General features: G+C 38.1%; 28 protein-coding genes. 26 read left to right on the plus strand and 2 right to left on the minus strand.

Features of this window, described 5'->3' with window-relative positions; genetic code table 11:
• Window positions 1-6: 6 nt before the first annotated feature.
• Complete coding sequence (locus DVJ99_RS03915) at window positions 7-1,287, minus strand: replication-associated recombination protein A (protein ID WP_114603220.1); 1,281 nt, start codon at window positions 1,285-1,287, stop codon at window positions 7-9.
• An 86-nt stretch (window positions 1,288-1,373) separates the two neighbouring features.
• On the opposite strand from DVJ99_RS03915, the gene cymR reads away from it, so the two are divergent.
• Both cymR and DVJ99_RS03925 read left to right on the plus strand, forming a co-directional pair.
• Complete coding sequence (gene cymR / locus DVJ99_RS03920) at window positions 1,374-1,793, plus strand: cysteine metabolism transcriptional regulator CymR (RefSeq protein WP_105992632.1); 420 nt, start codon at window positions 1,374-1,376, stop codon at window positions 1,791-1,793.
• A 130-nt stretch (window positions 1,794-1,923) separates the two neighbouring features.
• The gene (locus tag DVJ99_RS03925; RefSeq protein ID WP_114603221.1) at window positions 1,924-2,127 is read left to right on the plus strand and encodes a CsbD family protein; all 204 of its coding nucleotides are present in this window, start codon (window positions 1,924-1,926) and stop codon (window positions 2,125-2,127) included.
• 85 nt (window positions 2,128-2,212) lie between these two features.
• On the opposite strand, the gene DVJ99_RS03930 is transcribed toward DVJ99_RS03925, so the two are convergent.
• Entirely contained in the window at window positions 2,213-3,220 is a 1,008-nt protein-coding gene (locus DVJ99_RS03930) for an LLM class flavin-dependent oxidoreductase (protein WP_114603222.1), read from the minus strand.
• Window positions 3,221-3,403: 183 nt separating this feature from the next.
• Between DVJ99_RS03930 and DVJ99_RS03935 the strand changes: the two genes are divergently transcribed.
• The 24 genes from DVJ99_RS03935 (at window position 3,404) to DVJ99_RS04050 (ending at window position 24,285) form a co-directional block, all read left to right on the plus strand.
• On the plus strand, window positions 3,404-4,546 hold the full coding sequence (locus DVJ99_RS03935; protein WP_114603223.1) for a cysteine desulfurase family protein: 1,143 nt from the start codon (window positions 3,404-3,406) through the stop codon (window positions 4,544-4,546).
• Between the two features lie 3 nt (window positions 4,547-4,549).
• On the plus strand, window positions 4,550-5,662 hold the full coding sequence (mnmA, locus tag DVJ99_RS03940) for a tRNA 2-thiouridine(34) synthase MnmA (RefSeq protein WP_114603224.1): 1,113 nt from the start codon (window positions 4,550-4,552) through the stop codon (window positions 5,660-5,662).
• 103 nt (window positions 5,663-5,765) lie between these two features.
• Window positions 5,766-6,434 (plus strand): tetratricopeptide repeat protein, encoded by a 669-nt coding sequence (locus DVJ99_RS03945; RefSeq protein WP_114603225.1) that lies wholly within the window; start codon window positions 5,766-5,768, stop codon window positions 6,432-6,434.
• 3 nt (window positions 6,435-6,437) lie between these two features.
• The gene (gene recD2, locus DVJ99_RS03950; RefSeq protein WP_114603226.1) at window positions 6,438-8,867 is read left to right on the plus strand and encodes an SF1B family DNA helicase RecD2; all 2,430 of its coding nucleotides are present in this window, start codon (window positions 6,438-6,440) and stop codon (window positions 8,865-8,867) included.
• Window positions 8,868-9,181: 314 nt separating this feature from the next.
• The gene (gene alaS, locus DVJ99_RS03955; RefSeq protein WP_114603227.1) at window positions 9,182-11,812 is read left to right on the plus strand and encodes an alanine--tRNA ligase; all 2,631 of its coding nucleotides are present in this window, start codon (window positions 9,182-9,184) and stop codon (window positions 11,810-11,812) included.
• 67 nt (window positions 11,813-11,879) lie between these two features.
• Window positions 11,880-12,143 carry an IreB family regulatory phosphoprotein gene (locus tag DVJ99_RS03960; protein WP_105992639.1) on the plus strand — a complete coding sequence of 88 codons (264 nt, stop codon included), beginning with the start codon at window positions 11,880-11,882 and terminating at the stop codon, window positions 12,141-12,143.
• Between the two features lie 3 nt (window positions 12,144-12,146).
• Window positions 12,147-12,572 carry a Holliday junction resolvase RuvX gene (ruvX, locus tag DVJ99_RS03965; protein ID WP_114603228.1) on the plus strand — a complete coding sequence of 142 codons (426 nt, stop codon included), beginning with the start codon at window positions 12,147-12,149 and terminating at the stop codon, window positions 12,570-12,572.
• A 24-nt stretch (window positions 12,573-12,596) separates the two neighbouring features.
• Entirely contained in the window at window positions 12,597-12,908 is a 312-nt protein-coding gene (locus DVJ99_RS03970; RefSeq protein WP_105992641.1) for a DUF1292 domain-containing protein, read from the plus strand.
• 262 nt (window positions 12,909-13,170) lie between these two features.
• On the plus strand, window positions 13,171-13,812 hold the full coding sequence (locus tag DVJ99_RS03975) for an O-methyltransferase (protein ID WP_114603229.1): 642 nt from the start codon (window positions 13,171-13,173) through the stop codon (window positions 13,810-13,812).
• Window positions 13,809-14,735, plus strand: coding sequence for a peptidase U32 family protein (locus DVJ99_RS03980; protein ID WP_114603230.1), 927 nt, complete (start codon window positions 13,809-13,811; stop codon window positions 14,733-14,735). Before DVJ99_RS03975 ends, DVJ99_RS03980 begins: the two co-directional genes overlap by 4 nt.
• A gap of 33 nt (window positions 14,736-14,768) precedes the next feature.
• Window positions 14,769-16,019: a peptidase U32 family protein gene (locus tag DVJ99_RS03985; protein WP_114603263.1), complete on the plus strand. Its 1,251-nt coding sequence runs from the start codon at window positions 14,769-14,771 to the stop codon at window positions 16,017-16,019.
• Window positions 16,019-16,642, plus strand: coding sequence for a uridine kinase (gene udk / locus DVJ99_RS03990; protein WP_114603231.1), 624 nt, complete (start codon window positions 16,019-16,021; stop codon window positions 16,640-16,642). Before DVJ99_RS03985 ends, udk begins: the two co-directional genes overlap by 1 nt.
• A gap of 28 nt (window positions 16,643-16,670) precedes the next feature.
• Entirely contained in the window at window positions 16,671-17,153 is a 483-nt protein-coding gene (greA, locus tag DVJ99_RS03995) for a transcription elongation factor GreA (protein ID WP_105992645.1), read from the plus strand.
• Window positions 17,154-17,362: 209 nt separating this feature from the next.
• Entirely contained in the window at window positions 17,363-18,049 is a 687-nt protein-coding gene (locus DVJ99_RS04000; RefSeq protein ID WP_114603232.1) for a 5'-methylthioadenosine/adenosylhomocysteine nucleosidase, read from the plus strand.
• Window positions 18,050-18,068: 19 nt separating this feature from the next.
• Complete coding sequence (locus tag DVJ99_RS04005) at window positions 18,069-18,596, plus strand: YqeG family HAD IIIA-type phosphatase (protein WP_114603233.1); 528 nt, start codon at window positions 18,069-18,071, stop codon at window positions 18,594-18,596.
• Window positions 18,597-19,697: a ribosome biogenesis GTPase YqeH gene (gene yqeH / locus DVJ99_RS04010; RefSeq protein WP_114603234.1), complete on the plus strand. Its 1,101-nt coding sequence runs from the start codon at window positions 18,597-18,599 to the stop codon at window positions 19,695-19,697.
• 12 nt (window positions 19,698-19,709) lie between these two features.
• Complete coding sequence (gene aroE / locus DVJ99_RS04015) at window positions 19,710-20,519, plus strand: shikimate dehydrogenase (RefSeq protein ID WP_114603235.1); 810 nt, start codon at window positions 19,710-19,712, stop codon at window positions 20,517-20,519.
• Window positions 20,520-20,810 carry a ribosome assembly RNA-binding protein YhbY gene (gene yhbY / locus DVJ99_RS04020; RefSeq protein ID WP_114603236.1) on the plus strand — a complete coding sequence of 97 codons (291 nt, stop codon included), beginning with the start codon at window positions 20,520-20,522 and terminating at the stop codon, window positions 20,808-20,810.
• 1 nt (window position 20,811) lies between these two features.
• The gene (locus tag DVJ99_RS04025) at window positions 20,812-21,384 is read left to right on the plus strand and encodes a nicotinate-nucleotide adenylyltransferase (RefSeq protein ID WP_114603237.1); all 573 of its coding nucleotides are present in this window, start codon (window positions 20,812-20,814) and stop codon (window positions 21,382-21,384) included.
• On the plus strand, window positions 21,374-21,958 hold the full coding sequence (yqeK, locus tag DVJ99_RS04030; protein ID WP_114603238.1) for a bis(5'-nucleosyl)-tetraphosphatase (symmetrical) YqeK: 585 nt from the start codon (window positions 21,374-21,376) through the stop codon (window positions 21,956-21,958). Before DVJ99_RS04025 ends, yqeK begins: the two co-directional genes overlap by 11 nt.
• The gene (gene rsfS / locus DVJ99_RS04035; RefSeq protein ID WP_114603239.1) at window positions 21,959-22,309 is read left to right on the plus strand and encodes a ribosome silencing factor; all 351 of its coding nucleotides are present in this window, start codon (window positions 21,959-21,961) and stop codon (window positions 22,307-22,309) included. It abuts the gene before it with no gap.
• Complete coding sequence (locus DVJ99_RS04040; protein WP_114603240.1) at window positions 22,310-23,026, plus strand: class I SAM-dependent DNA methyltransferase; 717 nt, start codon at window positions 22,310-22,312, stop codon at window positions 23,024-23,026.
• Window positions 23,027-23,075: 49 nt separating this feature from the next.
• Window positions 23,076-23,753 carry a helix-hairpin-helix domain-containing protein gene (locus DVJ99_RS04045; RefSeq protein WP_114603241.1) on the plus strand — a complete coding sequence of 226 codons (678 nt, stop codon included), beginning with the start codon at window positions 23,076-23,078 and terminating at the stop codon, window positions 23,751-23,753.
• Between the two features lie 70 nt (window positions 23,754-23,823).
• Complete coding sequence (locus DVJ99_RS04050; protein WP_114603242.1) at window positions 23,824-24,285, plus strand: ComE operon protein 2; 462 nt, start codon at window positions 23,824-23,826, stop codon at window positions 24,283-24,285.
• The last annotated feature ends 4 nt before the right edge of the window (window positions 24,286-24,289 follow it).

Genomic DNA, 24,289 nt, shown 5'->3' on the forward strand with positions numbered 1-24,289 from the left:
CCCCGTTTAAGATTTGTGTTGTTGTTTGGAAATATTATCATAGATTTGTTTGAATTGCTGCTCAGCTTTTGAAGTTGTTTTCGGCTTATAATAATGTCTGTTTTTAAGTTTATCCGGCAAGTACTGCTGCGGAATAAAACCATTTTCTGAGTTGTGCGGATATTGATAGCCGATGGCACGTCCAAGTTCTTTAGCACCGGCATAATGACCATCTTTAAGATGGCTTGGAATTTGTCCGACATGTCCCTTTTTAATGTCAGATAATGCCGCATCGATGGCTGTAATGCCTGAATTTGATTTCGGTGACAAGCATAATTCGATCACTGCTTGGCTTAACGGAATACGTGCTTCAGGAAAGCCTAAGCGTTCAGCAGATTCAATCGCAGCAAGTGTTCTTTGTCCTGCACCAGGTGAAGCTAAACCGACATCTTCATAACTGATAACAAGCAATCGTCTTGCGATAGTCGGCAAATCACCGGCTTCTATCAATCTGGCTAAATAATGAAGCGCTGCATCAGTATCGCTGCCGCGAATCGACTTTTGAAATGCACTCATGACATCATAATGCATATCGCCGTCTTTGTCTGAGACAAAGCTGCCTTTTTGCATACAGTCTTTCGCATCTTCAAGCGTGACATGGATGGTACCATCCTCTTGCGGTTTTGCGCTCAGCACAGCGAGTTCCAAAGCATTCAATGCACTGCGGACATCGCCATGACTTTGTGTTGAGAAGTACAGCATAGCATCTTCATCCAGTTCAGCATTGTATTTTGCTAAACCTCTGTCTTCTTCAGAAAGTGCGCGTTCTAATGCAATCTTGACATCATTCTCATCTAAAGGATAGAGTTCGAAAATCTGTGCACGAGAACGTATCGCTGGATTGATTGCATGATAAGGATTTGAAGTTGTTGCGCCGATTAAGACGATTTTGCCGTTCTCTAAATGCGGCAGCAAGAAGTCTTGTTTGGCTTTGTCTAAGCGATGAATCTCATCTAATAGTAAGATAACTTGACCAGACATTTTCGCTTCTTCAACAACCATTTGCATGTCTTTCTTAGTATTAGTAACAGCGTTTAACTGTCTGAATTTATATTCAGTTGAGCCTGCTATTGCTTTAGCAATACTCGTCTTTCCAATACCAGGCGGTCCATAGAATATCATAGAAGTTAAACGTTTGGATTCAACCATTCTTCTAATGATTCCTTTTGGACCCACCAAGTGTTGTTGTGATATGATTTCATCTAGGTTTTGCGGACGCATTCTAGATGCTAAAGGTTCATTATTCAATATTGAGTCACACCTTTCTATTACTATATTAACGTAAAAAATGCTAGAATTGAATAAAACAAAATCGGATTAAGCGAGGTAATAAAATGAAAATTTCTACAAAAGGGAGATACGGCTTAACCTTGATGATTTCTCTTGCTAAGAGAGAAGGGCAAGGTTGCGTATCGTTAAAAACAATTGCAGAAGAAAATAATCTTAGTGATCTATACTTAGAACAATTAGTGGGGCCGTTAAGAAATGCGGGATTGATTCGAAGTGTACGTGGTGCTAAAGGTGGATACCAACTTCGTGTTCCAGCTGATGAAATCAAAGCTGGTGACATTATTCGACTCCTAGAAGGTCCGATTTCCTTTGTCGAAAGTATAGATTCAGAACCGCCAGCGCAAAAAGAACTATGGCTGCGCATGAGAGATGCGGTAAGAGAAGTGCTCGATGGTACAACATTAAAATATCTTGCTGAGTTTAAAGACAATGATAAACTTAATAACTACATGTTCTACATTTAACAAGGACTAGAAAAGCAGCTGATACACTTTTATATTCGGCTGCTTTTTTGCTCTAATTTATGTTTGCCGACATTTTCATTGTGGTAGAACAAAATATAAATCAATTATACTTCGAATGGAGGAATAAATGATGACAAACAAAGGCGAAAGCAAATTAGAACAAGCTAAAGGTAATGTAAAAGAAACAGTAGGCAACGCTACAAACAACAAAGAATTAGAAAATGAAGGCAAAGCAGATAAAGCTTCAGGCAAAGTCAACGAAAAAGTTGATGAAGCAGCAGATAAAGCAAAAGACGCTGCTGACAAAGTTAAAGGTAAATTAAACGATAAATAAATTGTATTACCAAAGATAAAATGGGTGGAACGTACAACATTGCGTTCCACCCATTATTTATGCCGTTTATTAAATTAAGCGGTTATTATTTATTATTGATTTCAGAGACAACTTTTTGAATACGTTTGAATGAATCAATTTGTTTATCTTGATCGTAAACATAACTGATTGCCATTAATTCATCAATATCTCCGTAAATATCGATAAAGTTTTCAAGTTGTGCTTTCACTGTTGCTTCAGAACCGATTAATGAAGATTTTGCGCGACTTTCTGCCATTTTCAGTTCGTTAGGTGTTAACAGTGATGCCAAATCATCAGTAGGCGGCTGCAGCGGTTCCATTCTGCCTCTGGCGATACTGACTGCTACTTGTGCTAATGTTGTAGCAAGTTTTTTCGCTTCTTCATCTGTTTCAGCTACAATCGCATTTAAACAAACAATCATATAAGGTTTGTCTAATACATCAGATGGCTCGAATAATTCTTTGTAGATTGCCATAGCTTCTCTCATTTGCTGAGGCGCAAAATGACCGGCAAATACATAAGGCAAACCCATTCTTGCTGCTAAATGTGCTGAATCTGTAGATGAACCTAATACATATAGCGGTACTTCTTTACCGACAGCCGGATAAGCTCTCACATAACCTTGCTGATTTTCAGGTCCGAAATATTTTTGAAGCTGTGCAACTTCTTCAGGGAATGCAAATACCCCGTTATGTTGATCGCGGCGTAATGCGCTAGCTGTCATCATATCTGTACCAGGTGCACGGCCTAGACCCAAATCGACACGGTTAGGGAACATTGTTTCTAACGTTCCGAATTGCTCAGCCACGACTAAAGGTGCGTGGTTCGGAAGCATTATACCGCCTGAACCGACACGGATGTTTTGTGTATGTTCTAATGTATGCTGAATTAATAACGCTGTTGCTGAACTGACTAAATTCGGTGCATTATGATGTTCAGCAATCCAATAGCGTTCAAAGCCGAGTTGATCAAGATTTTGTGCTAAGTCTATCATATTATCAATGGCTTGCTTTTCATCTTGACCGTCTTTAATCGGCACTAAATTTAAAGCTGATACTTTTATATTACTCAAAAAATGACCTCCTCTTTAAAACTCGTAACTTAATTATAACAAGGGTGAAATAGAGAAAGAATTTTATTGCTTAACCACACCTTTTTGCATGTTATAATAATTGTTGAACAGAGTACTAGAAAATTTGTAGTGATGGTGCTAGAATTGGAACATTGATAAAATTGTGAGGAAGTGTCTGACAAAATGGAAGTATATGCAGATTATGCAGCAACAACTCCTGTTAAACCAGAGGTTATAGAGAAGATGATGGACTTGTATGCAAAGCATTACGGCAATCCTTCGTCCATCCATCATGTAGGTAGAGATGCCAGACAATATTTAGATGAATCAAGAAGAACAATTGCAAAGTTATTAAGCGCAAACCCGAATGAAGTAATTTTTACAAGCGGTGCAACAGAATCCAACAATACTGCAATCAAGGGCTTGGCTTACGCTAATCAGCATAAAGGCAAACATTTAATTACATCAAAAATCGAACATCATTCTGTATTACATGTATTCGAACAACTGGAAAAAGAAGGTTTTGAAGTCACATATCTTGATGTAGACAAAGAAGGCCTTGTAGATTTAAAGCAATTAAAATCAGTTATGCGCGACGATACGATTTTAGTATCTATTATGTTCGTTAATAATGAAGTAGGGACTGTACAGCCGATGTATGACATTGAAGAAATAGTCAAAAGCCGCGGTGCATTATTACATGTCGATGCAGTACAGGCAATTGAACATTTGCCGATTGAATTCGATGACTTCGATATCGATACAATGAGTATGACTGCACATAAATTCGGAGGCCCTAAAGGTGTAGGTGTCTTATTGGTTAAACCGAATACACCGATTCAATATTCACAACTTGGCGGCGAACAAGAAACCAAGCGCCGTGCAGGAACTGAAAATGTACCGCAAATAGCAGGTATGGCAGAAGCATTGAAACTTGCGGCTGAAAATCGAGATGCAAACAATGTGCATTTAATGAATTTGAAAGAGCAGTTTTTAGTGAATCTTCAAGAACGCAGCATTCCATTTGAAGTCAATGGATCAATGACAGATACAACGGGGCATATTTTGAATTTATACTTCCCGTTTATCGATGTAGAAACAATGCTGACGCTGCTTGACTTAGCCAATATTGCTGTATCATCAGGTTCAGCATGTACAGCAGGTTCAACATTGCCGTCCCATGTCTTAGCAGCAATGTACGGAGAAGATGATAATCGCACAAAACAATCTATCCGCTTCAGCTTCAACGAACTGACAACTGAGCGTGAAATCAAATATATCGTAGCAGAAATTCACAAGATTTATCACAAATTTAAGGAGGAATAAAACGTGAGCAACCAAGATACACGTGTAGTAGTAGGTATGTCAGGCGGCGTTGACAGTTCAGTCACTGCTTATCTGCTTAAAGAGCAAGGTTACGACGTTATCGGTATCTTCATGAAAAACTGGGATGATACTGACGAAAACGGCGTATGTACAGCAACTGAAGATTATAATGATGTCATTGCTGTGTGCAACCAAATCGGTATACCTTACTATGCGGTCAATTTTGAAAAAGAATACTGGGATAAAGTCTTTACTTACTTCCTGGATGAATATAAAAAAGGACGCACACCTAACCCTGATGTAATGTGCAATAAAGAAATCAAATTCAAAGCATTTTTAAACCATGCAATGAAATTAGGCGCTGATTATGTGGCTACCGGTCATTATGCGAGAGTCAGACGCAATGACGACGGAACAGTGGAAATGTTAAGAGGTGTGGATAATAACAAAGACCAAACCTACTTCCTAAACCAATTAACAAATGAACAATTATCTAAAGTAATGTTCCCGTTAGGCGGCATGGAAAAATCAGAAGTCAGACAAATTGCCTTAGAACAAGATTTAGCAACCGCAAAGAAAAAAGATTCAACAGGTATCTGCTTTATCGGTGAACGCAATTTCAAAGATTTCTTATCTAATTACCTGCCTGCACAATCAGGTGATATGCGTACGCTTAACGGCAAGAAAATGGGCACACACAGCGGTTTAATGTATTATACAATCGGACAGCGCCATGGCTTAGGAATCGGCGGAGACGGCGATCCATGGTTTGTTGTAGGCAAAAACTTAGACCAAAACATTTTATATGTTGAACAAGGTTTCCATCATGATGCATTATACAGTGATTATTTAATCGCATCTGATGTATCATTAGTTAATCCTATCGATTTAAGCGAAGGCTATGAATGTACAGCAAAATTCAGATACCGCCAAAAAGATACGAAAGTCACAGTGACACAAATCGCAGACAATCAAATCCGTGTAGATTTCGAAGAACCAGTCCGTGCGATTACACCTGGACAAGCAGTCGTATTATATGACGGTGAAGTCTGCTTAGGCGGCGCGACAATCGATGATGTATATAAAAATGAAGGACAACTCACATACGTAGTTTAACTTGCTTGAAGAGACAAGGAGAAATTCCTCGTCTCTTTTTTACATAGTTGCGGTAATTTCTGATAAAATAAAGAGTTGAATATGAAAGAAATGAGGACAAAGCATGAAACAAGAAGAAATTTATCAGTTGATTAAAGATGGACAATTCGAAGCGGCTTTAAAAGCCCTTTTTGAAAATATAGATGCACATCCAGAAGCCATTGAAAATTATATCAACTCCGGTATATTGCTTGCGGAAGCTGGAGAAGTGGAAAAAGCTGAAAAATTTTTCCAAAAAGCCTTAACAATCGATCCGGACAACGGTGCGATTTATTATAACTTAGCCAATGTATATTACAATGCTGAAAGTTATAACGATGCTATCAAGCTGTATCATCAAGCGCTCCAAACTGGTGTCAATGAAGCAGATACTAATTATATGATCGGCATGTCATTCAACCAATTAGGCGATTTTAAATCTGCTTTGCCGTTTTTAATGCGCGCAGCTGAATTAGATCAAAATCAAGACGAAGAAATCCAATTCCAATATGGTTTGGTGCTCTGTCATATGGAAATGTTTGAACAAGGCATCACACAATTAGATAGAGTACTAAAAATCAATCCGAAACATACCGATGCATTATATAACAGAGGTTTAGCAGGATTCATGCATACAGAAGATACGGACCAAGCTTTACCCTATTTTGAGAAAGCGGTAGAGATTGATCCGAAACATTTATTAAGCCAGCATGCGATTAAAACATTCAGTCAGCTTAAAGAAGAGGAGGAATAACCTTTGAAGGACCCTACATTATTTGATTATTCAATGGTCAAAGGAACAGTGGAAGCCATCCTGTTTCAAAACAAAGACAATTTTTATACGGTATTAAAAGTAGAACCGATTGAAACCAATGAAGACTTTGATGCGATGCCTACGATTGTAGGGTTCTTTCCTGAAATTGCTGAAGGAGATGTCTACACATTCAAAGGGCAAGCTGTCACGCATCCTAAATACGGCAAACAGCTGAAAGCAGAAACCTTCGAAAAAGAAGTGCCGCAAACCAAAGATGCTATTGTCAGCTATCTATCCAGTGATTTGTTCAAAGGTATCGGTAAGAAAACTGCAGAAAATATTGTTGCAACTTTAGGAGACAATACGATTAATAAAATCTTAGATGATAAAACCGTATTAAAAGATGTCCCTAACTTATCGAAGAAAAAGCAAGAACAAATTGCTGATCAGATATACAGTAATCAAGAAGTTGAAAAAATTATGATTCGCCTTCATGATTTAGGGTTCGGTCCTAAACTTGCGATGAGTATCTATCAGGTATATCAAAGCGATACAATTTCAACGATAGAGAAAAATCCGTATGACTTGGTTTATGATGTACGCGGGGTCGGCTTTAATAAAGCAGACACTTTAGCTAAAAATTTGGGTATTGCCTTTGATGCACCTGAACGTCTTAAAGCAGGAGTGCTGTATACGATTGAAGAAGAGTGTATCAAACAAGGGCACACCTATTTGCCTAAAGACTATGTCATCGAAACTTCGCTTGCGATGCTCAGCGGCAGTTACAATGAACAGATTGAACCAGATTTGTTAGAACAGATGATTACAGAACTTACAGAAGAAAGCAAGTTGATTGAAGCGGATGAAACGTTATCTGTCCCAAGTTTGTATTATTCTGAAATGAAAAGTGTTCAAAATTTATATCGCATTCAATCTCATCAAACGAAGCTGATAGATATCGAACAATCTGATTTGCAGATGCATATCGGTGAAATCGAAGAAATGAACGATGTGAATTATGCAACGTCACAAAAAGAAGCGCTTGAGACAGCTATTAATTCCAAGGTGATGTTGTTAACCGGCGGTCCTGGGACAGGAAAAACAACTGTTATTAAAGGTATTGTTGAATTATATGCGGAGATACACGGTTTATCGCTCGATTATGGCGATTATGATGAAGATGATTATCCTGTTGCACTCGCTGCACCGACAGGCAGAGCAGCCAAACGGCTTCAAGAATCTACAGGTTTAGAAGCGATGACCATTCATCGTTTGATCGGCTGGAGCCAAGATACAAAACCTGAAGATGTTCTAGAAAATGAAATCACCGCAAAATTGATTATTATTGATGAAATGTCGATGGTCGATACATGGCTCTTCCATCAATTTTTAAATGCGGTACCGATTGATGCTCAAATTATCTTAGTCGGCGATGAAGACCAATTGCCGTCTGTCGGACCTGGACAAGTATTTAAAGATTTAATTGATGCTAAAGTGATTCCACGTGTCAATTTAACGGAAGTCTATCGTCAGCAAGATGGATCAAGTATTATCGAATTGGCACATAAGATGAAATTAGGACAGCCGATTGATATTACACAGCGTTTTCACGATAGAAGCTTTATTCCATGTACAGCAGAACAAATTCCGGATGTTGTCAATAAAGTAGTCAGCTCTGCAGTCAAAAAAGGCTATGATATGAGCGATATTCAAGTACTGGCACCGATGTATCGCGGCAGTGCGGGCATCAAACGGCTGAACAAAGTGCTGCAAGATATATTGAACCCTAAAGAAGATGATGCGAGAGAGATTGAGTTTGGTGAAGCGGTCTTTAGAAAAGGCGATAAAGTACTGCAGCTGGTCAATCGTCCGAATGATAATATCTTTAACGGTGATATCGGTGTGATTATCGGCATCTTCTGGGCGAGAGAAAATGAATTGAATAAAGATATTTTGGTCGTTGATTTTGAAGGCAATGAGATTACATTTACCAAACAAGATATGATGGAATTAACACATGCTTATTGTACATCGATTCATAAAGCACAAGGTTCTGAATTCCCGATTGTCATCATGCCGATTGTTAAACAATATTATCGTATGCTGCAGCGTCCCATTATTTATACAGGATTGACACGTGCTAAGCAATCACTCGTCTTCCTCGGCGACAGCCAAGCATTTGATATCGGTATGAAGACATATGGTCAAGTACGTATGACGCGTCTTGCACAACTGCTAAGAGATTACTTCGGTGCTGAAGGTGATGAAGATGCAGCTTCTGATACAGATGATTCAACTAGTGAAGAAAAAAGCGAATCATCAGCACCAGCAGGACATAAAGTTGTTGCTCTGACAGAGGAGACAATCTATGACATTGATCCGATGATAGGTGTCGGCGATGTAACACCTTATACATTTAATCAATCTAAATAATCGTGAAGCTATGAGATTTAGTTGACTTTTTGGATGTGTCAGACTAAAATAAAATTAATTCGCATAAAGCCGAGTAAGCAAAGACTATGGTGAAGAGAGATACCGGCAGGTGAAAGGTATCGCATAGCTTGCTGAACGCTACTTTATGTCAGTCCGTATAAAACATTGAGTGATGTGATTCGTTGATAATCGCATAACTAGGGTGGTACCGCGATGCATTCGTCCCTTTGTGGATGGATGCATTTTATTTTGCGTTCTAAGCATGCGTGATACGGAAATTGAACAACAATGCACAATTAGGAGTGAGGTTATTTATGAAACAGCTAAAAGCAAGTGAAATCAGACAAAATTTCATTGATTACTTTAAAGAACAAGGACATATGGTAGAACCTTCTGCACCGTTAGTACCGATTGATGATGATTCTTTACTTTGGATCAACTCAGGTGTTGCGACACTTAAAAAATATTTTGACGGCCGTGAAATCCCGAAAAAACCGCGTATCGTCAACTCTCAAAAAGCGATTCGTACCAACGATATTGAAAATGTCGGCTTTACAGCACGCCACCATACATTCTTTGAAATGTTAGGCAACTTCTCTATCGGCGATTACTTTAAACGAGAAGCAATTGAATTTGCTTGGGAATTCTTAACAAGCGATCGCTGGATGGGTATGGAACCTGAAAAATTATATGTAACGATTCACCCTGAAGATATAGAAGCATATGATTTATGGCACGATGTCATCGGATTAGATGAAAGCCGTATAATTCGTATCGAAGGCAACTTCTGGGATATCGGGGAAGGCCCATCAGGTCCGAACACAGAGATTTTCTATGACCGCGGACCAGAATACGGCAAAGAAGATCCTGCTGAAGAAATGTATCCAGGCGGCGAAAACGAACGTTATTTAGAAGTATGGAACTTAGTATTCAGTGAGTTCAACCATAACAAAGATCATACGTATACACCGCTTCCTAATAAAAATATTGATACCGGCATGGGCTTAGAGCGTATGGCTTCTATTGCTCAAAATGTACGTACAAACTATGAAACTGACTTATTTATGCCGATTATTGAAGAAGTAGAACGTATTTCTGGTAAAAAATATCAAGAAAAAGAAGCACAAGATGTTGCTTTCAAAGTTATTTCTGACCATATCAGAACAATTGCTTTTGCGATCGGCGATGGTGCATTGCCTGCTAACGAAGGCCGCGGCTATGTATTGCGTCGTTTATTACGCCGTGCAGTACGTTTCAGTCAGTCATTAGACATCAACAAACCATTTATGTATGAACTTGTTGATACAGTGGCAGATATTATGGAACCGTATTATCCAGAAGTAAAACAAAAAGCAGACTTCATCAAACGTGTCATCAAATCAGAAGAAGAACGCTTCCACGAAACATTGGAAGAAGGTTTGAACATTTTAAATGAATTGACTAAAACTGCTAAACAAGGCGATAAAGTCATCAACGGTAAAGATGCTTTCAAACTTTATGACACATACGGTTTCCCAATCGAATTAACAGAAGAAATCGCACAAAACGAAGGCTTAACAGTCGATATGGCAACTTTCGAACAAGAAATGCAGCAGCAAAGAGACCGTGCACGTCAAGCACGTCAAAACTCACAATCTATGCAAATTCAAAGCGAAGTGCTTAAAAACATCACTACTGAAAGCGAGTTTGTTGGTTATGATGTTATGGATCAGCACACAACACTTACTGACTTGATTTATAACGGTGAAAAAGTGGAACAAGCAGAAGCTGGAGAAACAGTTTACTTTGTTTTAAAACAAACACCATTCTACGCTGTCAGCGGCGGACAAGTTGCGGATAATGGTACAGTCGGCAATGACAACTTTGAAATCGAAGTAACAGAAGTCACAAAAGCACCGAACGGTCAAAATCTGCACAAAGGTGTAGTACAGTTCGGTCAAGTCACAGCAGGTGCTGAAGTAGAAGCTTCCGTTAATCATGAAGAACGCCGAGACATTACGAAAAACCACAGTGCAACACACTTATTGCATGCTGCGCTGAAAGAAGTATTAGGCGATCATGTTAACCAAGCAGGTTCTTTAGTTGAAGGCGAACGTTTGCGTTTTGACTTCTCTCACTTTGGTCCTGTGAATAAAGATGAATTAGAAAAAATCGAACGCCGTGTGAATGAAGAAATCTGGAAAGGTATTAATGTCACAATTAAAGAAATGCCGATTGAAGAAGCCAAAGCATCAGGTGCAATGGCATTATTCGGAGAAAAATACGGCGATATCGTTCGCGTTGTAGATATGGCACCATTCTCAATCGAATTATGCGGCGGTATTCATGTTAAAAACACATCTGAAATCGGATTGTTTAAAATCGTCAGCGAATCGGGTACAGGTGCTGGTGTAAGACGTATTGAAGCTTTAACAGGCAAAGCAGCATTCTTATATCTTGAAGACATCCAAGATAAATTCAATACAGTTAAAGACCAAGTCAAAGCGAAATCTGATGATCAAGTTGCTGAAAAAGTTGAACATGTGATTGACAGTGAAAAACAATTGCATAAACAACTAGAACAGCGCAATCAAGAAATTACAGCACTTAAAATGGGCAATATCGATGACCAAGTCGAAGACATCAATGGTCTTAAAGTGTTAGCATTGCAAGTAGACGCTGATAATGCAAAAGGCTTAAGACAAACAATGGATGACTTCAAATCTAAATTGCAAGATGCAGTGATTATCTTAGCAAGTGATGTCGGCGGTAAAGTTGCATTGGTTGCGACAGTGCCTAAATCAGAAACAGATAAAGTCAAAGCAGGCGACATTATTAAAGAAATGGCTCCGATTGTCGGAGGCAAAGGCGGCGGACGCCCTGATATGGCCCAAGGCGGCGGCAGCGACCCTAGCAAGATAACAGAGTCATTACAATTCATTAAAAACTATATTAAATCTCTATAATCTCCTTGCACTCTCATGTAGAATAGAGATGTATCAGCCTACTATAGTATAAGGAGTGTGTAATGATATGAATAATTTCGACAAAACGATGCGTTTTAATATTGACGAAGTGCCAAAAGATGATGTTAAATCCGTGCTGACAAATGTGTATAATACGCTTGAAGAACGTGGTTACAATCCAGTAAACCAAATTGTAGGTTACTTGCTGTCAGGTGATCCGGCATACATTCCACGCCACAATGAAGCGAGAAATCAAATCAGAAGAATTGATCGCGACGACATTATGGAAGAACTTGTTTCTTACTACTTGAAAGTATCTGATCAAGATTAATTTATGTTAAAACATAAAATTATCGGATTAGATGTCGGCAGCAAAACAGTCGGCGTTGCTGTCAGCGATTTAATGGGTTGGACTGCTCAAGGCTTAGATACACTCCGAATCAATGAAGAAGAAAATGAATTAGGTATAGACCGATTGGCAGAAATCATCAAAAAAGAAGACGCAGATACTGTCGTCATAGGTTTGCCGAAAAACATGAATAATTCTATTGGATTTAGAGGCGAAGCTTCGATAAAATACAAAGAAGCACTGCTAGAAGCATTACCGGATATTAATGTGGTAATGTGGGATGAACGCCTTAGTACAATGGCTGCTGAAAGGTCATTGCTGGAAGCGGATGTTTCCAGAAAAAAACGGAGTCAAGTGATTGATAAAATGGCTGCTGTTTTTATCTTGCAAGGTTATTTAGATTCACTTTAATTTACCGTAAAAGGAGAGTTATTTATGTCAGAACAAAATCATAATCAAGATGCAGAATTACAAATCAATAACGATGAGGAATTATTAACATTATACGATGAAGACGGTAATGAAGTATTATATCGCAAAGTCTTAGAATTCTATCATCCTGGATTTGAAAAAGAATATGTTATTTTAGCTGAAGAAGGCGATACTTCAGACGATGATGACATGATTGAATTGATTCCTATGATTAACGTACCAGATGATTCTGGCGACGGTGGTAAATTCTTACCAGTTGAAACAGAGGAAGAGTGGGACATGATTGAAGAAATCGTGAACACTGAAATGGAATAAATGAGCAGTTTGAAGCGGAGGAGCTACCTCCGCTTTTTCTATGCACTCCACTATCAACATAGAAGTTTTTTAACTAAGGTATAACTTTGAAAATTAATTAGCAGATATTTACTTTGAGTACTTAATATTCAACAAGATATATGGTAAAATATGTAAAGTTAATTTATGAAAAGTGCAGTGTTAAATAAGATAAGAATCAGTCAAAAAACGACTGATTTATTTTTATTGAACCAGCACTCAGTATGGATAAAGGAAGAGAAACATGAGTAAAAATGAAAGTTATTTAGTCGCTTTATCACAAAAGCATCCGCACAAGTTAGAAGCGCTCAGACCCTATGCAATAGAACATGAGGTGCCGATTATTCATCCTTTATCATTAGATATGGTTAAACAATTGATACGTATTCATCAGCCCAAACATATCTTAGAAATTGGTACTGCAATCGGATACAGTGCGATGCATTTTGCGTCAGTCGATCCTGATATCCGTATTACTACGATTGAGCGAAATGACGATATGTATCAGCAAGCGAAACAAAATATCGCAGACTACGGCTATCAAGAACAAATCGAAATCATCTTTGAAGATGCCAGAGAAGCATTTGATGCAGTAGGAGATCGACAATTAGATATGATCTTCATCGATGCGGCCAAAGCACAAACGAAGAAGTTCTTTGAACTGTATACGCCGCTGCTTAAAACAGGCGGTCTCGTCGTGATTGATAATATTTTATACCACGATTTTGTGGCTGATATTGATGTAGTAAGAAGCAGAAATGTCAGACAGATGGTTAAGAAAATACAAAAATTCAACACTTGGTTAAATGATAACGAAGCGTATCACACTAACTTTTTAGATATAGAAGACGGCTTAGCAATAGCTGTAAAAGGAGAGTCGAAATGACAGAATTATTAGTGACACCGAAGTCGGTAGATCATATTGAAACTTTAATTTACAGAGGCGCTGATGCATTTGTGATTGGCGAACAAAAGTTCGGTTTGCGTTTAGCAGGCGAATTTGACAGAGAAGCAATGAAAGAAGCAGTTGAAATGATTCATGCACACGGCAAAAAAGCATATGCTGCTGTGAATGGTATTTTCCATAATTATCACCTCAATGCTTTAGAAGACTATATTCAATTCTTGCATGAAATCAAAGTAGACAGAATTATCTTCGGCGACCCTGCAGTTGTGATGTATGTAAAAGAACAAGCGAACCCTATTCCTTTGAACTGGGACGCTGAAACATTAGTTACCAATTACTTCCAATGCAACTACTGGGGTAAACGCGGTGCTAAAAGAGCAGTATTAGCACGCGAATTAAGCTTAGAAGAAATTTTGCATATCAAAGAAAATGCAGATGTTGAAATTGAAGTACAAGTACATGGTATGACTTGTATGTTCCAATCTAAACGTATGCTGCTCGGCAACTATTTTACATTCCAAGAGCGTCAAATGAAGATTCAGCGTGATGAAGAGACAGAAAATGATTTATTGCTGTATGATGAAGAACGAGAAAATCAATATCCGGTCTTTGAAGATTATAACGGCACACATATTATGTCTCCGAACGACATTTGTTTGATTGAAGAGTTAGAGCCGTTGTTTGAAGCGGGTATCGACAGTATTAAAATAGATGGCGTCTTGCATTCTGAAGAATATATTAACGAATGTACAGAACAATACAGAGAAGCTATTGATTTATATAATGATGATCCGGAATCTTATGAAGACCAGAAATTCTTCTTGCTCGATGCGATTGAACAAATCCAACCAGCACATCGACCATTTGACGAAGGTTTCTTATTCAAGCATACCGTATATTAAGGAGGAATTATCTTGGTTACTCAAGTTAAAGAAATGAAAACAAAATCTAAACGCCAAGTGAAAAAACCTGAATTATTGGCACCAGCCGGCAACTTAGAAAAACTGAAAATTGCAGTACATTACGGTGCAGATGCTGTATTTTTAGGCGGTCAAGAGTACGGTTTGCGTTCAAATGCTGATAATTTCACAATGGAAGAGATTAAAGAAGGCGTTGAATTTGCAGCAAAATACGGTGCTAAAATCTATGTTACGACTAACATCATTGCACATGATGAAAACATGGAAGGATTAGAAACGTATTTGAAAAATCTAGAAGCTACAGGTGCAACAGGCATTATCGTAGCGGACCCGTTAATCATTGAAACATGTAAAAGCGTAGCACCGCGCTTAGAAATCCATTTATCAACTCAACAATCTTTAAGCAACTATAAAGCAGTTGAATATTGGAAAGAAGAAGGTTTGGACCGTGTAGTATTAGCACGTGAAACCGGTGCGATGGAAATGAAAGAAATGAAAGAAAAAGTGGATATCGAAATCGAAGCCTTTATCCACGGTGCAATGTGTATTGCCTATTCAGGCCGCTGTACATTAAGCAATCATATGACAGCCAGAGACTCAAACCGCGGAGGTTGCTGCCAAAGCTGCCGCTGGGATTATGATTTATTAGAAGTAGAAGAAAACGGCGACTTGGACTTATACTACAAAGAAGGCAAGGTCGTACCGTTTGCGATGAGTCCTAAAGACTTGAAATTAATCGAATCTATCCCGAATATGATGGATATCGGCATCGATTCATTGAAAATCGAAGGCCGTATGAAATCTATTCATTACATTGCGACAGTTGTATCTGTCTACCGCAAAGTCATTGATGCTTATGCTGAAGATCCGGATAACTTTAAAATCAAACCTGAATGGCTGATTGAGCTGGACAAATGTGCCAACAGAGACACTGCTTCATCATTCTTTGAAGGTACACCAGGTTATCAACAGCAAATGTTCGGCAATGAATCGAATAAAAAGACACCGTATGATTTCTGCGGTTTAGTCTTAGATTATGACAAAGAAACTAAAATTGCGACGGTACAACAGCGCAACCACTTCAAACCAGGACAAGAAATTGAGTTCTTCGGCCCTGAAATTGATGGTTTCACACAAGTGGTTGAAGCGATTTATGATGAAGAAGGCAATGAATTAGATGCTGCGCGCCATCCGCTCCAAATCGTTCAGTTTAAAGTAGACCATGATATTTATCCAAACAACATGATGCGAAAGGAAATCGGATAATGAAAGCAACAACAATTATAGGCATTGCAGGCGGGTCTGGTTCAGGCAAAACATCAGTTACGAATGAAATTCTTCATAATTTAGAAGGTCATAGTGTTGCATTAATTGCACAAGACTACTATTATAAAGACCAATCGCATCTTACATTCGAAGAACGCTTGAAAACGAATTATGATCATCCGTTTGCGTTCGACAATGATTTATTGATTCAAAACTTGATTGATTTGCGCAACGGCATTCCTGTAGAGGTTCCGACATATGATTATGTCAATCATACGAGAAGCGCTGAAACCATTGCATTTCAACCAAAAGATGTTATTATCGTAGAAGGAATATTTGCACTTGAAAACAAAACATTACGTGATTTAATGGATGTTAAGATTTATGTCGATACAGATGCGGATTTGCGTATCTTAAGACGCTTGATGCGCGATACTAAAGAACGCGGTCGTTCTATGGAGTCTGTCATTGAACAATATATGACAGTCGTGCGTCCGATGCACAATCAATTCATAGAACCGACGAAAAAGTATGCGGATATTATTATCCCTGAAGGCGGCAGCAATAAAGTCGCTATCGACATAATGACAACAAAAATCCAATCTTTAATAAAAAATCAATAGGAACACTTGAGTAAAGGAAGATGACAATATGGAAAACCAAAAACAATATCCAATGACCCAAGAAGGTTTTGAAAAGCTAGAACAAGAACTTGAAGAGTTAAAGACGGTTAAACGTCCTGAAGTTGTAGAAAAAATCAAAGTTGCACGTTCTTTCGGCGACCTTTCAGAGAACTCTGAGTACGATGCAGCTAAAGATGAACAAGGTTTCATCGAACAAGATATCCAACGTATTGAACATATGATCCGCAATGCGCTGATCATTGAAGATACAGGCGACAACAATGTTGTTCAAATCGGGAAAACTGTTACATTTGTAGAGATTCCTGATGGTGAAGAAGAAGTTTACCAAATTGTCGGTTCTGCTGAAGCGGATGCTTTCAACGGCAAAATTTCTAACGAATCACCAATCGCTAAAAGTTTAATCGGAAAACATTTAGACGACGAAGTGCGTGTACCACTACCAAACGGTGCAGAAATGAAAGTTAAAATTACTAATATTCAATCACAATAATTATGAAATAAAGTAATCGTGTTTGGATTGCTTAATAAAATGATGACGGTTGGCGATACTTTTTCTGTTTGAAACACACTTTCAATAAGCAAAAGTAAAGCGCCAACCTTTTTTTGTGGATTAAAGCTTTGTTGCAATGTGTTTGGTCGTTGCGACTGGCAAATTATGATAAAATATCACTGATAGTTAATTTGAAAGGGGAAATGACGATGATTGGTATCATTGGCGCAATGGAAGAAGAGATTATGATTTTAAGAGATAACATCACACATCTCGAAGAAATCACGATTGCCCATGTTAAGTTTTATAAAGGTCAGCTCAACAATAAAGATGTTGTCCTGACACTCAGCGGTATTGGCAAAGTCAATGCCAGTATTTCAACAGCATTGCTGATTAACGAATTTTCACCGGACGCTATTTTAAATACAGGTTCAGCAGGTGCACTTGATCATTCATTGAATATCGGAGATGTACTAATCGGTACAAAAGCAATGTATCATGATGCAGATGCACGTGCTTTCGGTTACGAATTAGGTCAGATTCCAAATATGCCGTTAGCGTATGAAGCAGATAATGATTTGGCTGAACTTGCACAAGCTGTCATCGAGAAGCAGCAGCTGACAGGCCGCTTAGGTCTCATTGTCAGCGGCGATAGTTTTATTGGCGAAGTCAAACAGCGCGAACATATTAAAGCACATTTCCCTGAAGCTATGGCAGTAGAAATGGAAGCAACAGCAATTGCACAGACTTGCTACCAATTCAAAGTACCGTTTATTGTGACAAGAGCAGTGTCTGATTTAGCAAATGGCGAAGCTAACGTAACGTTTGATGAATTTATTGGAAAAGCAGCGAAATCATCAAGTGAAATTGTATTACAAATGTTGAAATCTTTATAAGGATAAGGTGAATTGTTGTATGGGAATCTTAAGTAAAAACTTTATGCCGAATGCCTATGTGCAGTCTATACATGAAATTGATTTTGATAAGTTAGCAGATAACGGTATTAAAGGTGTCATTACTGATTTAGATAACACTTTAGTCGGTTGGGATGTTGCAGATCCGACACCTGCTGTGATTCATTGGTTTAATATGCTTAATGAAAAAGGCATTAAAGTCACAGTAGTGTCTAATAACCACCAAAACAGAGTATCAAGCTTCTGCCAACCGTTAAAAGTCAATTACATTTTCGAAGCAAGAAAACCGATGGGCAAAGCATTTAAACATGCGGCAGACCGTATGGGGTTAAAACCAGAAGAAACAGTGGTCATCGGCGATCAAATGCTGACGGATGTATTCGGAGGCAACCGCCGCGGTATGTATACAGTAATGGTAGTACCTGTTAAGAAAACAGACGGCTTTGTGACGAAATTCAATCGTATTATCGAAAGACGTCTGCTCAACAGATATAAAAGAAAAGGCTATATTAAGTGGGAGGAAAATTGATTGACAGAAACGAGCAAATGTATCGGATGCGGCGCTGAACTTCAAGCTGACGATCCGAAAAAACCCGGTTATGTCCCTGCGCATAATCTGCATAAAGAAGATGTAATCTGCCAGCGTTGTTTCAGATTGAAAAATTATAATGAAATCCAAGATGTCGGTATGGATAGCGAAGACTTCTTAGACTTGCTGAATAATTTAGCAGATAAAAAGGGACTCGTTGTTAATGTTGTGGATGTCTTCGACTTTGAAGGTTCATTTATCAATGCATTAAAACGTATTGTCGGCAACAAGAAAGTCATCTTAGCTGCTAACAAAGTGGATTTGCTGCCGAAACAAATCAATAAACGCCGTGTTAAAGAATGGTTGAAGAAATCAGCACGCAAATATGGTTTAGAAGCAGAAGAGGTTGTTTTGATTTCAGCTGAAAAAGGCTATGCTATCAATGACCTGTTAGAAGCGATTCAAAAACATCGCAGCAATGACGATGTCTATATCGTCGGTACAACTAATGTCGGCAAATCTACTTTAATCAACAAATTAATCGAACAAAGCGTAGGGGAAAAGAATGTCGTTACGACATCAAGGTTCCCAGGTACAACATTGGATTTAATCGATATCCCATTAGACGATACGTCATTTATGTACGATACACCAGGTATTATCCAAGACCATCAAATGACACATTATGTATCAGAAAAAGAATTAAAACAGATTATGCCGAATAAAGAAATTAAACAACGTGTTTATCAATTGAATGAAGGTCAAACATTATTCTTTGGAGGACTTGCACGTATTGATTATGTCTCAGGCGGCAAACGTCCTTTAGTATGCTACTTCTCTAATCAGCTGCATATTCATCGTACTAAGACTGAAAAAGCAAATGATTTATGGCGTACACAGCTTGGAGACTTATTAACACCTCCAGGCAATCGTGATGACTTTGATTTAAATGATATGAAAGCAGTCCGCTTAGAAACGGGTAAAGAGAAAAGAGATGTCATGATAGCGGGCTTAGGATTTATTACTATCGGTCCTGGCGCGAAAGTCATTGTCAGAGTACCGAAGTCTGTAGACGTAGTGCTAAGAAATTCTATCATGTAGCAGGTGATAATTATGAAATTTGCGGTTATCGGTCACCCTATCGACCACTCATTATCTCCCATCATGCATAATGCCAACTTTAAAGCATTAGGGCGTGATGACACTTATGAAGCATTGAATATTCCGCCCAAGCATTTTCATCTGATTAAAGAAATAATCAGCGAAAAGCAATTGGACGGCTTTAATATTACGATTCCGCATAAGGAAAGTATTATTCCTTATCTGGATGAAATCGATACACATGCTTCTAAGATAGGTGCAATTAATACAGTTAAAATACAAGATGGCAAATGGACAGGGTATAACACAGACGGCATCGGCTATGTTAAAGGCTTAAAACGTGTGTATCCAGATTTAGAGCATGCAAAAATTTTATTGCTTGGTGCCGGCGGTGCAAGCAAAGGATTAGCAGCGGCACTGAGTGAAATTGCGAACAAGCCGCTGACAGTTGCCAATCGTACGATGAAACGTTTCGATACTTGGGATTTAGAGGTCGAACAGTATACACTCAAAGAAGCAGAAGCAAATTTAGAACAATTTGATATTGTGATTAATACAACGCCCGCTGGGATGAATCATAACCAAGATGTTGTGATTTCATTAGATCAGTTAGCACCTGATACTTTAGTAAGTGATATCGTGTATATCCCAGAGAAAACACCGATACTTGCTTTAGCCGAAGCAAAAGGCAATTCTATCTATAATGGGTTGGATATGTTTGTGAATCAAGGTGCTGAGAGTTTCAAAATATGGAGCGGGGCAGAAGCGGATATTGAAGTAATGAAAAGTACAGTAATTGAACAATTAAAAAGGAGAAATTAAATGCTGACAGGTAAACAAAAAAGATTTTTAAGAAGCAAAGCACATCATGTTAACCCAACTTTCCAAATCGGAAAAGCGGGATTAAATGATAATATGATTGAGCAGCTGAATGAAATTTTAGAGAATAGAGAACTTATCAAGATTCATATCTTGCAAAATAACATGGATGATAAAAGCGAATTAGCACAAGCAGTCAGTGAAGCGACGCAAAGTGAATTGGTACAAGTAATCGGATCTATGATTGTGTTGTATAAAGAATCTGAAGAAAACAAACAGATTGAACTCCCATAATATGACAAATAAAATTGTCTTATACGGCGGCCAATTCAATCCGATTCATATTGCGCATATGGTTGCAGCAAGCGAAGTTTATCACCAATTGAAACCTGATCGCTTTCTCTTTTTGCCGAGTTATATGTCGCCGTTAAAAGCACATCGCACTGAATTAAATACAAAACACCGTATTGCGATGTTAAAGGCAGCAATCACGCAATTAGGCTTTGGAGAAATCTGCTTAGATGAGATAGAACGAGAAGGCCAAAGTTATACGTATGATACGCTGCAAGCGATAAAAACGGCACATCCAGATTCAGAACTCTATTTTGTGATTGGTACTGATCAGTACGATCAACTAGATAAATGGTATAAAATTGATGCATTGAAACAAATTGTAACGTTTGTCGTTGTGAACAGAGACAAAGCGGTTCAAGATGTTTCTAATGACATGATAGCAGTGAACATTCCTCGAATAGATATCAGCTCGTCTATGATCAGAACACGTGTTGCTGAAGGTGAATCTATTCAAGTGCTGGTTCCTGCAGAAGTGGAATCCTATATCAGAAAGGAGCGATTATATGAAAATTAATGAAGCGGTAAAACTTGTAGAAGAAAAACTGCCTAAAAAGCGTTATAAGCACTCTTTGCGTGTAGCAGAAACTGCTAAGCATTTAGCACAAATACACAAAGGAGATGTAGAAAAGGCAGAACTTGCAGGTGTTTTGCATGACTATGCAAAATATGATGATTTAAGTTCTATGTACCAGATTGTAGGACAATATAACTTAGATCAGGATTTATTAAGTTATGGTTCAGAAATTTTACATGGCCCAGTCTGTGCGGTTATTATGAAAGAGAAGTATGGTATCGATGACCAAGAAGTTTTAGATGCGATTCACTTCCATACGACAGGGCGTGCGCAAATGTCGAAAACAGAAAAAATTGTTTTCATTGCGGACTATATTGAGCCGAAAAGAACTATACCTGGTGTAGAAGACATAAGAGAGATGGCTGAACAGCCGGGCAACTTAGATAAAACTATTTATGAAATTTCTAAAAGAACCGTGTTATTTTTAATTGGCAATGATATCTCTGTGTACAAAGCGACGATTGATTGTTTAAATTACTACAATTTCAGTGATGAAAGAATAAAGGATGATTAAATGCAAACAGAACAAATTTTAGATTTGGCGGTAGAAGCTGTTGAAAGTAAAAAAGCAGAAGAAGTGATTTCTCTAAATTTAGAGGGCATCAATGATATGGCAGATTACTTTGTGATTTGTCATGGTAATAACGAGAGACAAGTACAGGCGATTGGGAGAGCGGTGAAAGAAGCGGCTGACAAAGCAGGCGTAGATATTACTGTCTTTGAAGGCCTGAGCGAAGCAAGATGGGTATTACTGGATTTATCTGGTATTATTGTCCACATCTTCCATAAAGACGAGCGCAGTTATTACAACATTGAAAAGCTCTATAGAGATGCACCGATGAAAACCTATGAGGAAGCTTACTAAATGGTTCAGTACCAAGGTTTTAGTCAATACTATGATGAATTAACACAAGATCAACCTTATGAACAATGGTTAGCTATTATACAGCAAGCTGCTTCAAAACGAGATTCTATTTTGGATATCGGTTGCGGAACCGGCAGCTTAACGCATTTATTAACAGATTTTAAGCATGTTACTGGTATGGATTTAAGCAGTGATATGCTAGCTGTTGCATCAAAAAAAGCATCGAATATCAGATGGATAGAAGGCGATATGACTGATTTTGATTTAGGTCAAACTTATGACGTCATTACAATCTTATGCGACTCATTGAATTATATTGCTGAAAAAGATCAAGTTGCAGCAACTTTTAATCATGTATACGAGCATTTGAATGACGATGGAACTTTCATCTTTGATGTGCATTCCACATACAAAATGGAGACCTTATTTGCAAATCATAGTTATATTGACGAGACAGAACATATCTTCTTAGGATGGGACGCTGTTAAAGGCGAGGAACCCTATAGTGTTTGGCATTATATGACATTCTTTGAGCTTCAAAATGATGGCAGCTATCATCGTTTTGATGAAGAACATTATCAAAGAACGTATCTGCGTGAGGACTATATTGATATGTTGGAAAATGCCGGCTTTAAGTCGATTTCAACCTTCTATGATTTTGATGTTGAGAATCAAGATGAACAAAGCGATCGTTTATTCTTCATTGTAAAAAAATAAAGTAAATTCACTCCTTGAAACGTTTGTTATACAAAGGAGTGAATTTTTTATGTTTGACCAATTAAAACATTATTATGAGCAATATAAGCAATACACCTGGTTAGCAGTAATTGGAATGTTGCTGCTGGTGGGTATCTTCTTATTTATCCATCCTAATGAAGAACCTGCACCAATAGAAGCCAAAGCTGCTGATAAACCTGCGCATGAGTATCAAAAAGGCACCAATAGTACTTTTGAAAAAGGAAAAGAAACCTCTGAACCTATTAAAACGAATGGTGGAAAAGTTAAAAATATTGTAGTGGATGTCAAAGGAGCGGTAGAGCATCCTAACATTTACGAGATGAAAGATAACCAAAGAGTTAAAGATGTACTGGATAAAGCAAAAATAACCTCCAAAGCTGATTTGACCCTGATAAATCTTTCGGAAAAGCTTACCGACCAAAAAATGATTGTCGTACCAGAAAAAGGACAAACAGTCTCAGATACAACAAGCACAAACGCTGCGGCTTCGTCCAAGCAATCTGGGAGTCCTCAGGCTAAGGTTAACTTGAATAGTGCTAAAGAAAGCGAATTGACTACTGTTAACGGATTAGGGCCATCTAAGGCAAAAGCAATCATAGAGTACAGAGAATCAAAAGGTTCATTTAATAGTGTAGACCAATTAAAAAACGTTAAAGGCATAGGTGAAAAATCATTTGAAAAGCTAAAGGATTATTTCACAGTTTAGAGATAATGATTTATTAAAATGCCTTTTTGTAATAAAATAGTATTGTTATATAACAATGGAGGTGCAAAACGTGGACAGAATAAAATGGGAAGAGTACTTTATGGCGCAAAGTCATTTGCTTTCACTTCGTTCTACGTGCACTAGACTCTCTGTCGGTGCAACAATTGTAAAAGATAATAGAATCATTGCAGGAGGTTATAACGGCTCTGTAGCAGGCGAAGTACACTGTATTGATGAAGGCTGCTTAATGGAAGATGGTCATTGTATCAGAACAATTCATGCAGAAATGAATGCCTTATTGCAATGTGCGAAACAAGGGGTTTCTACAGAAGGGGCAACAATCTATGTAACACATTTCCCTTGCTTGAATTGCACTAAATCCATTATTCAAGCTGGTATTAAACAAATTTACTACGCCAAAGATTATCACAACCATGATTACGCAATTCAACTGCTTAAACAATCAGGAATTGAATATAAAAAGATACCATTTGATGCTGATCAAGTTGCAGAATTTTTAACTAAGAAGTGATAGA

The organism is Staphylococcus sp. EZ-P03 (genome assembly GCF_003344575.1).
Taxonomy (GTDB): Bacteria; Bacillota; Bacilli; order Staphylococcales; family Staphylococcaceae; genus Staphylococcus; species Staphylococcus simulans_B.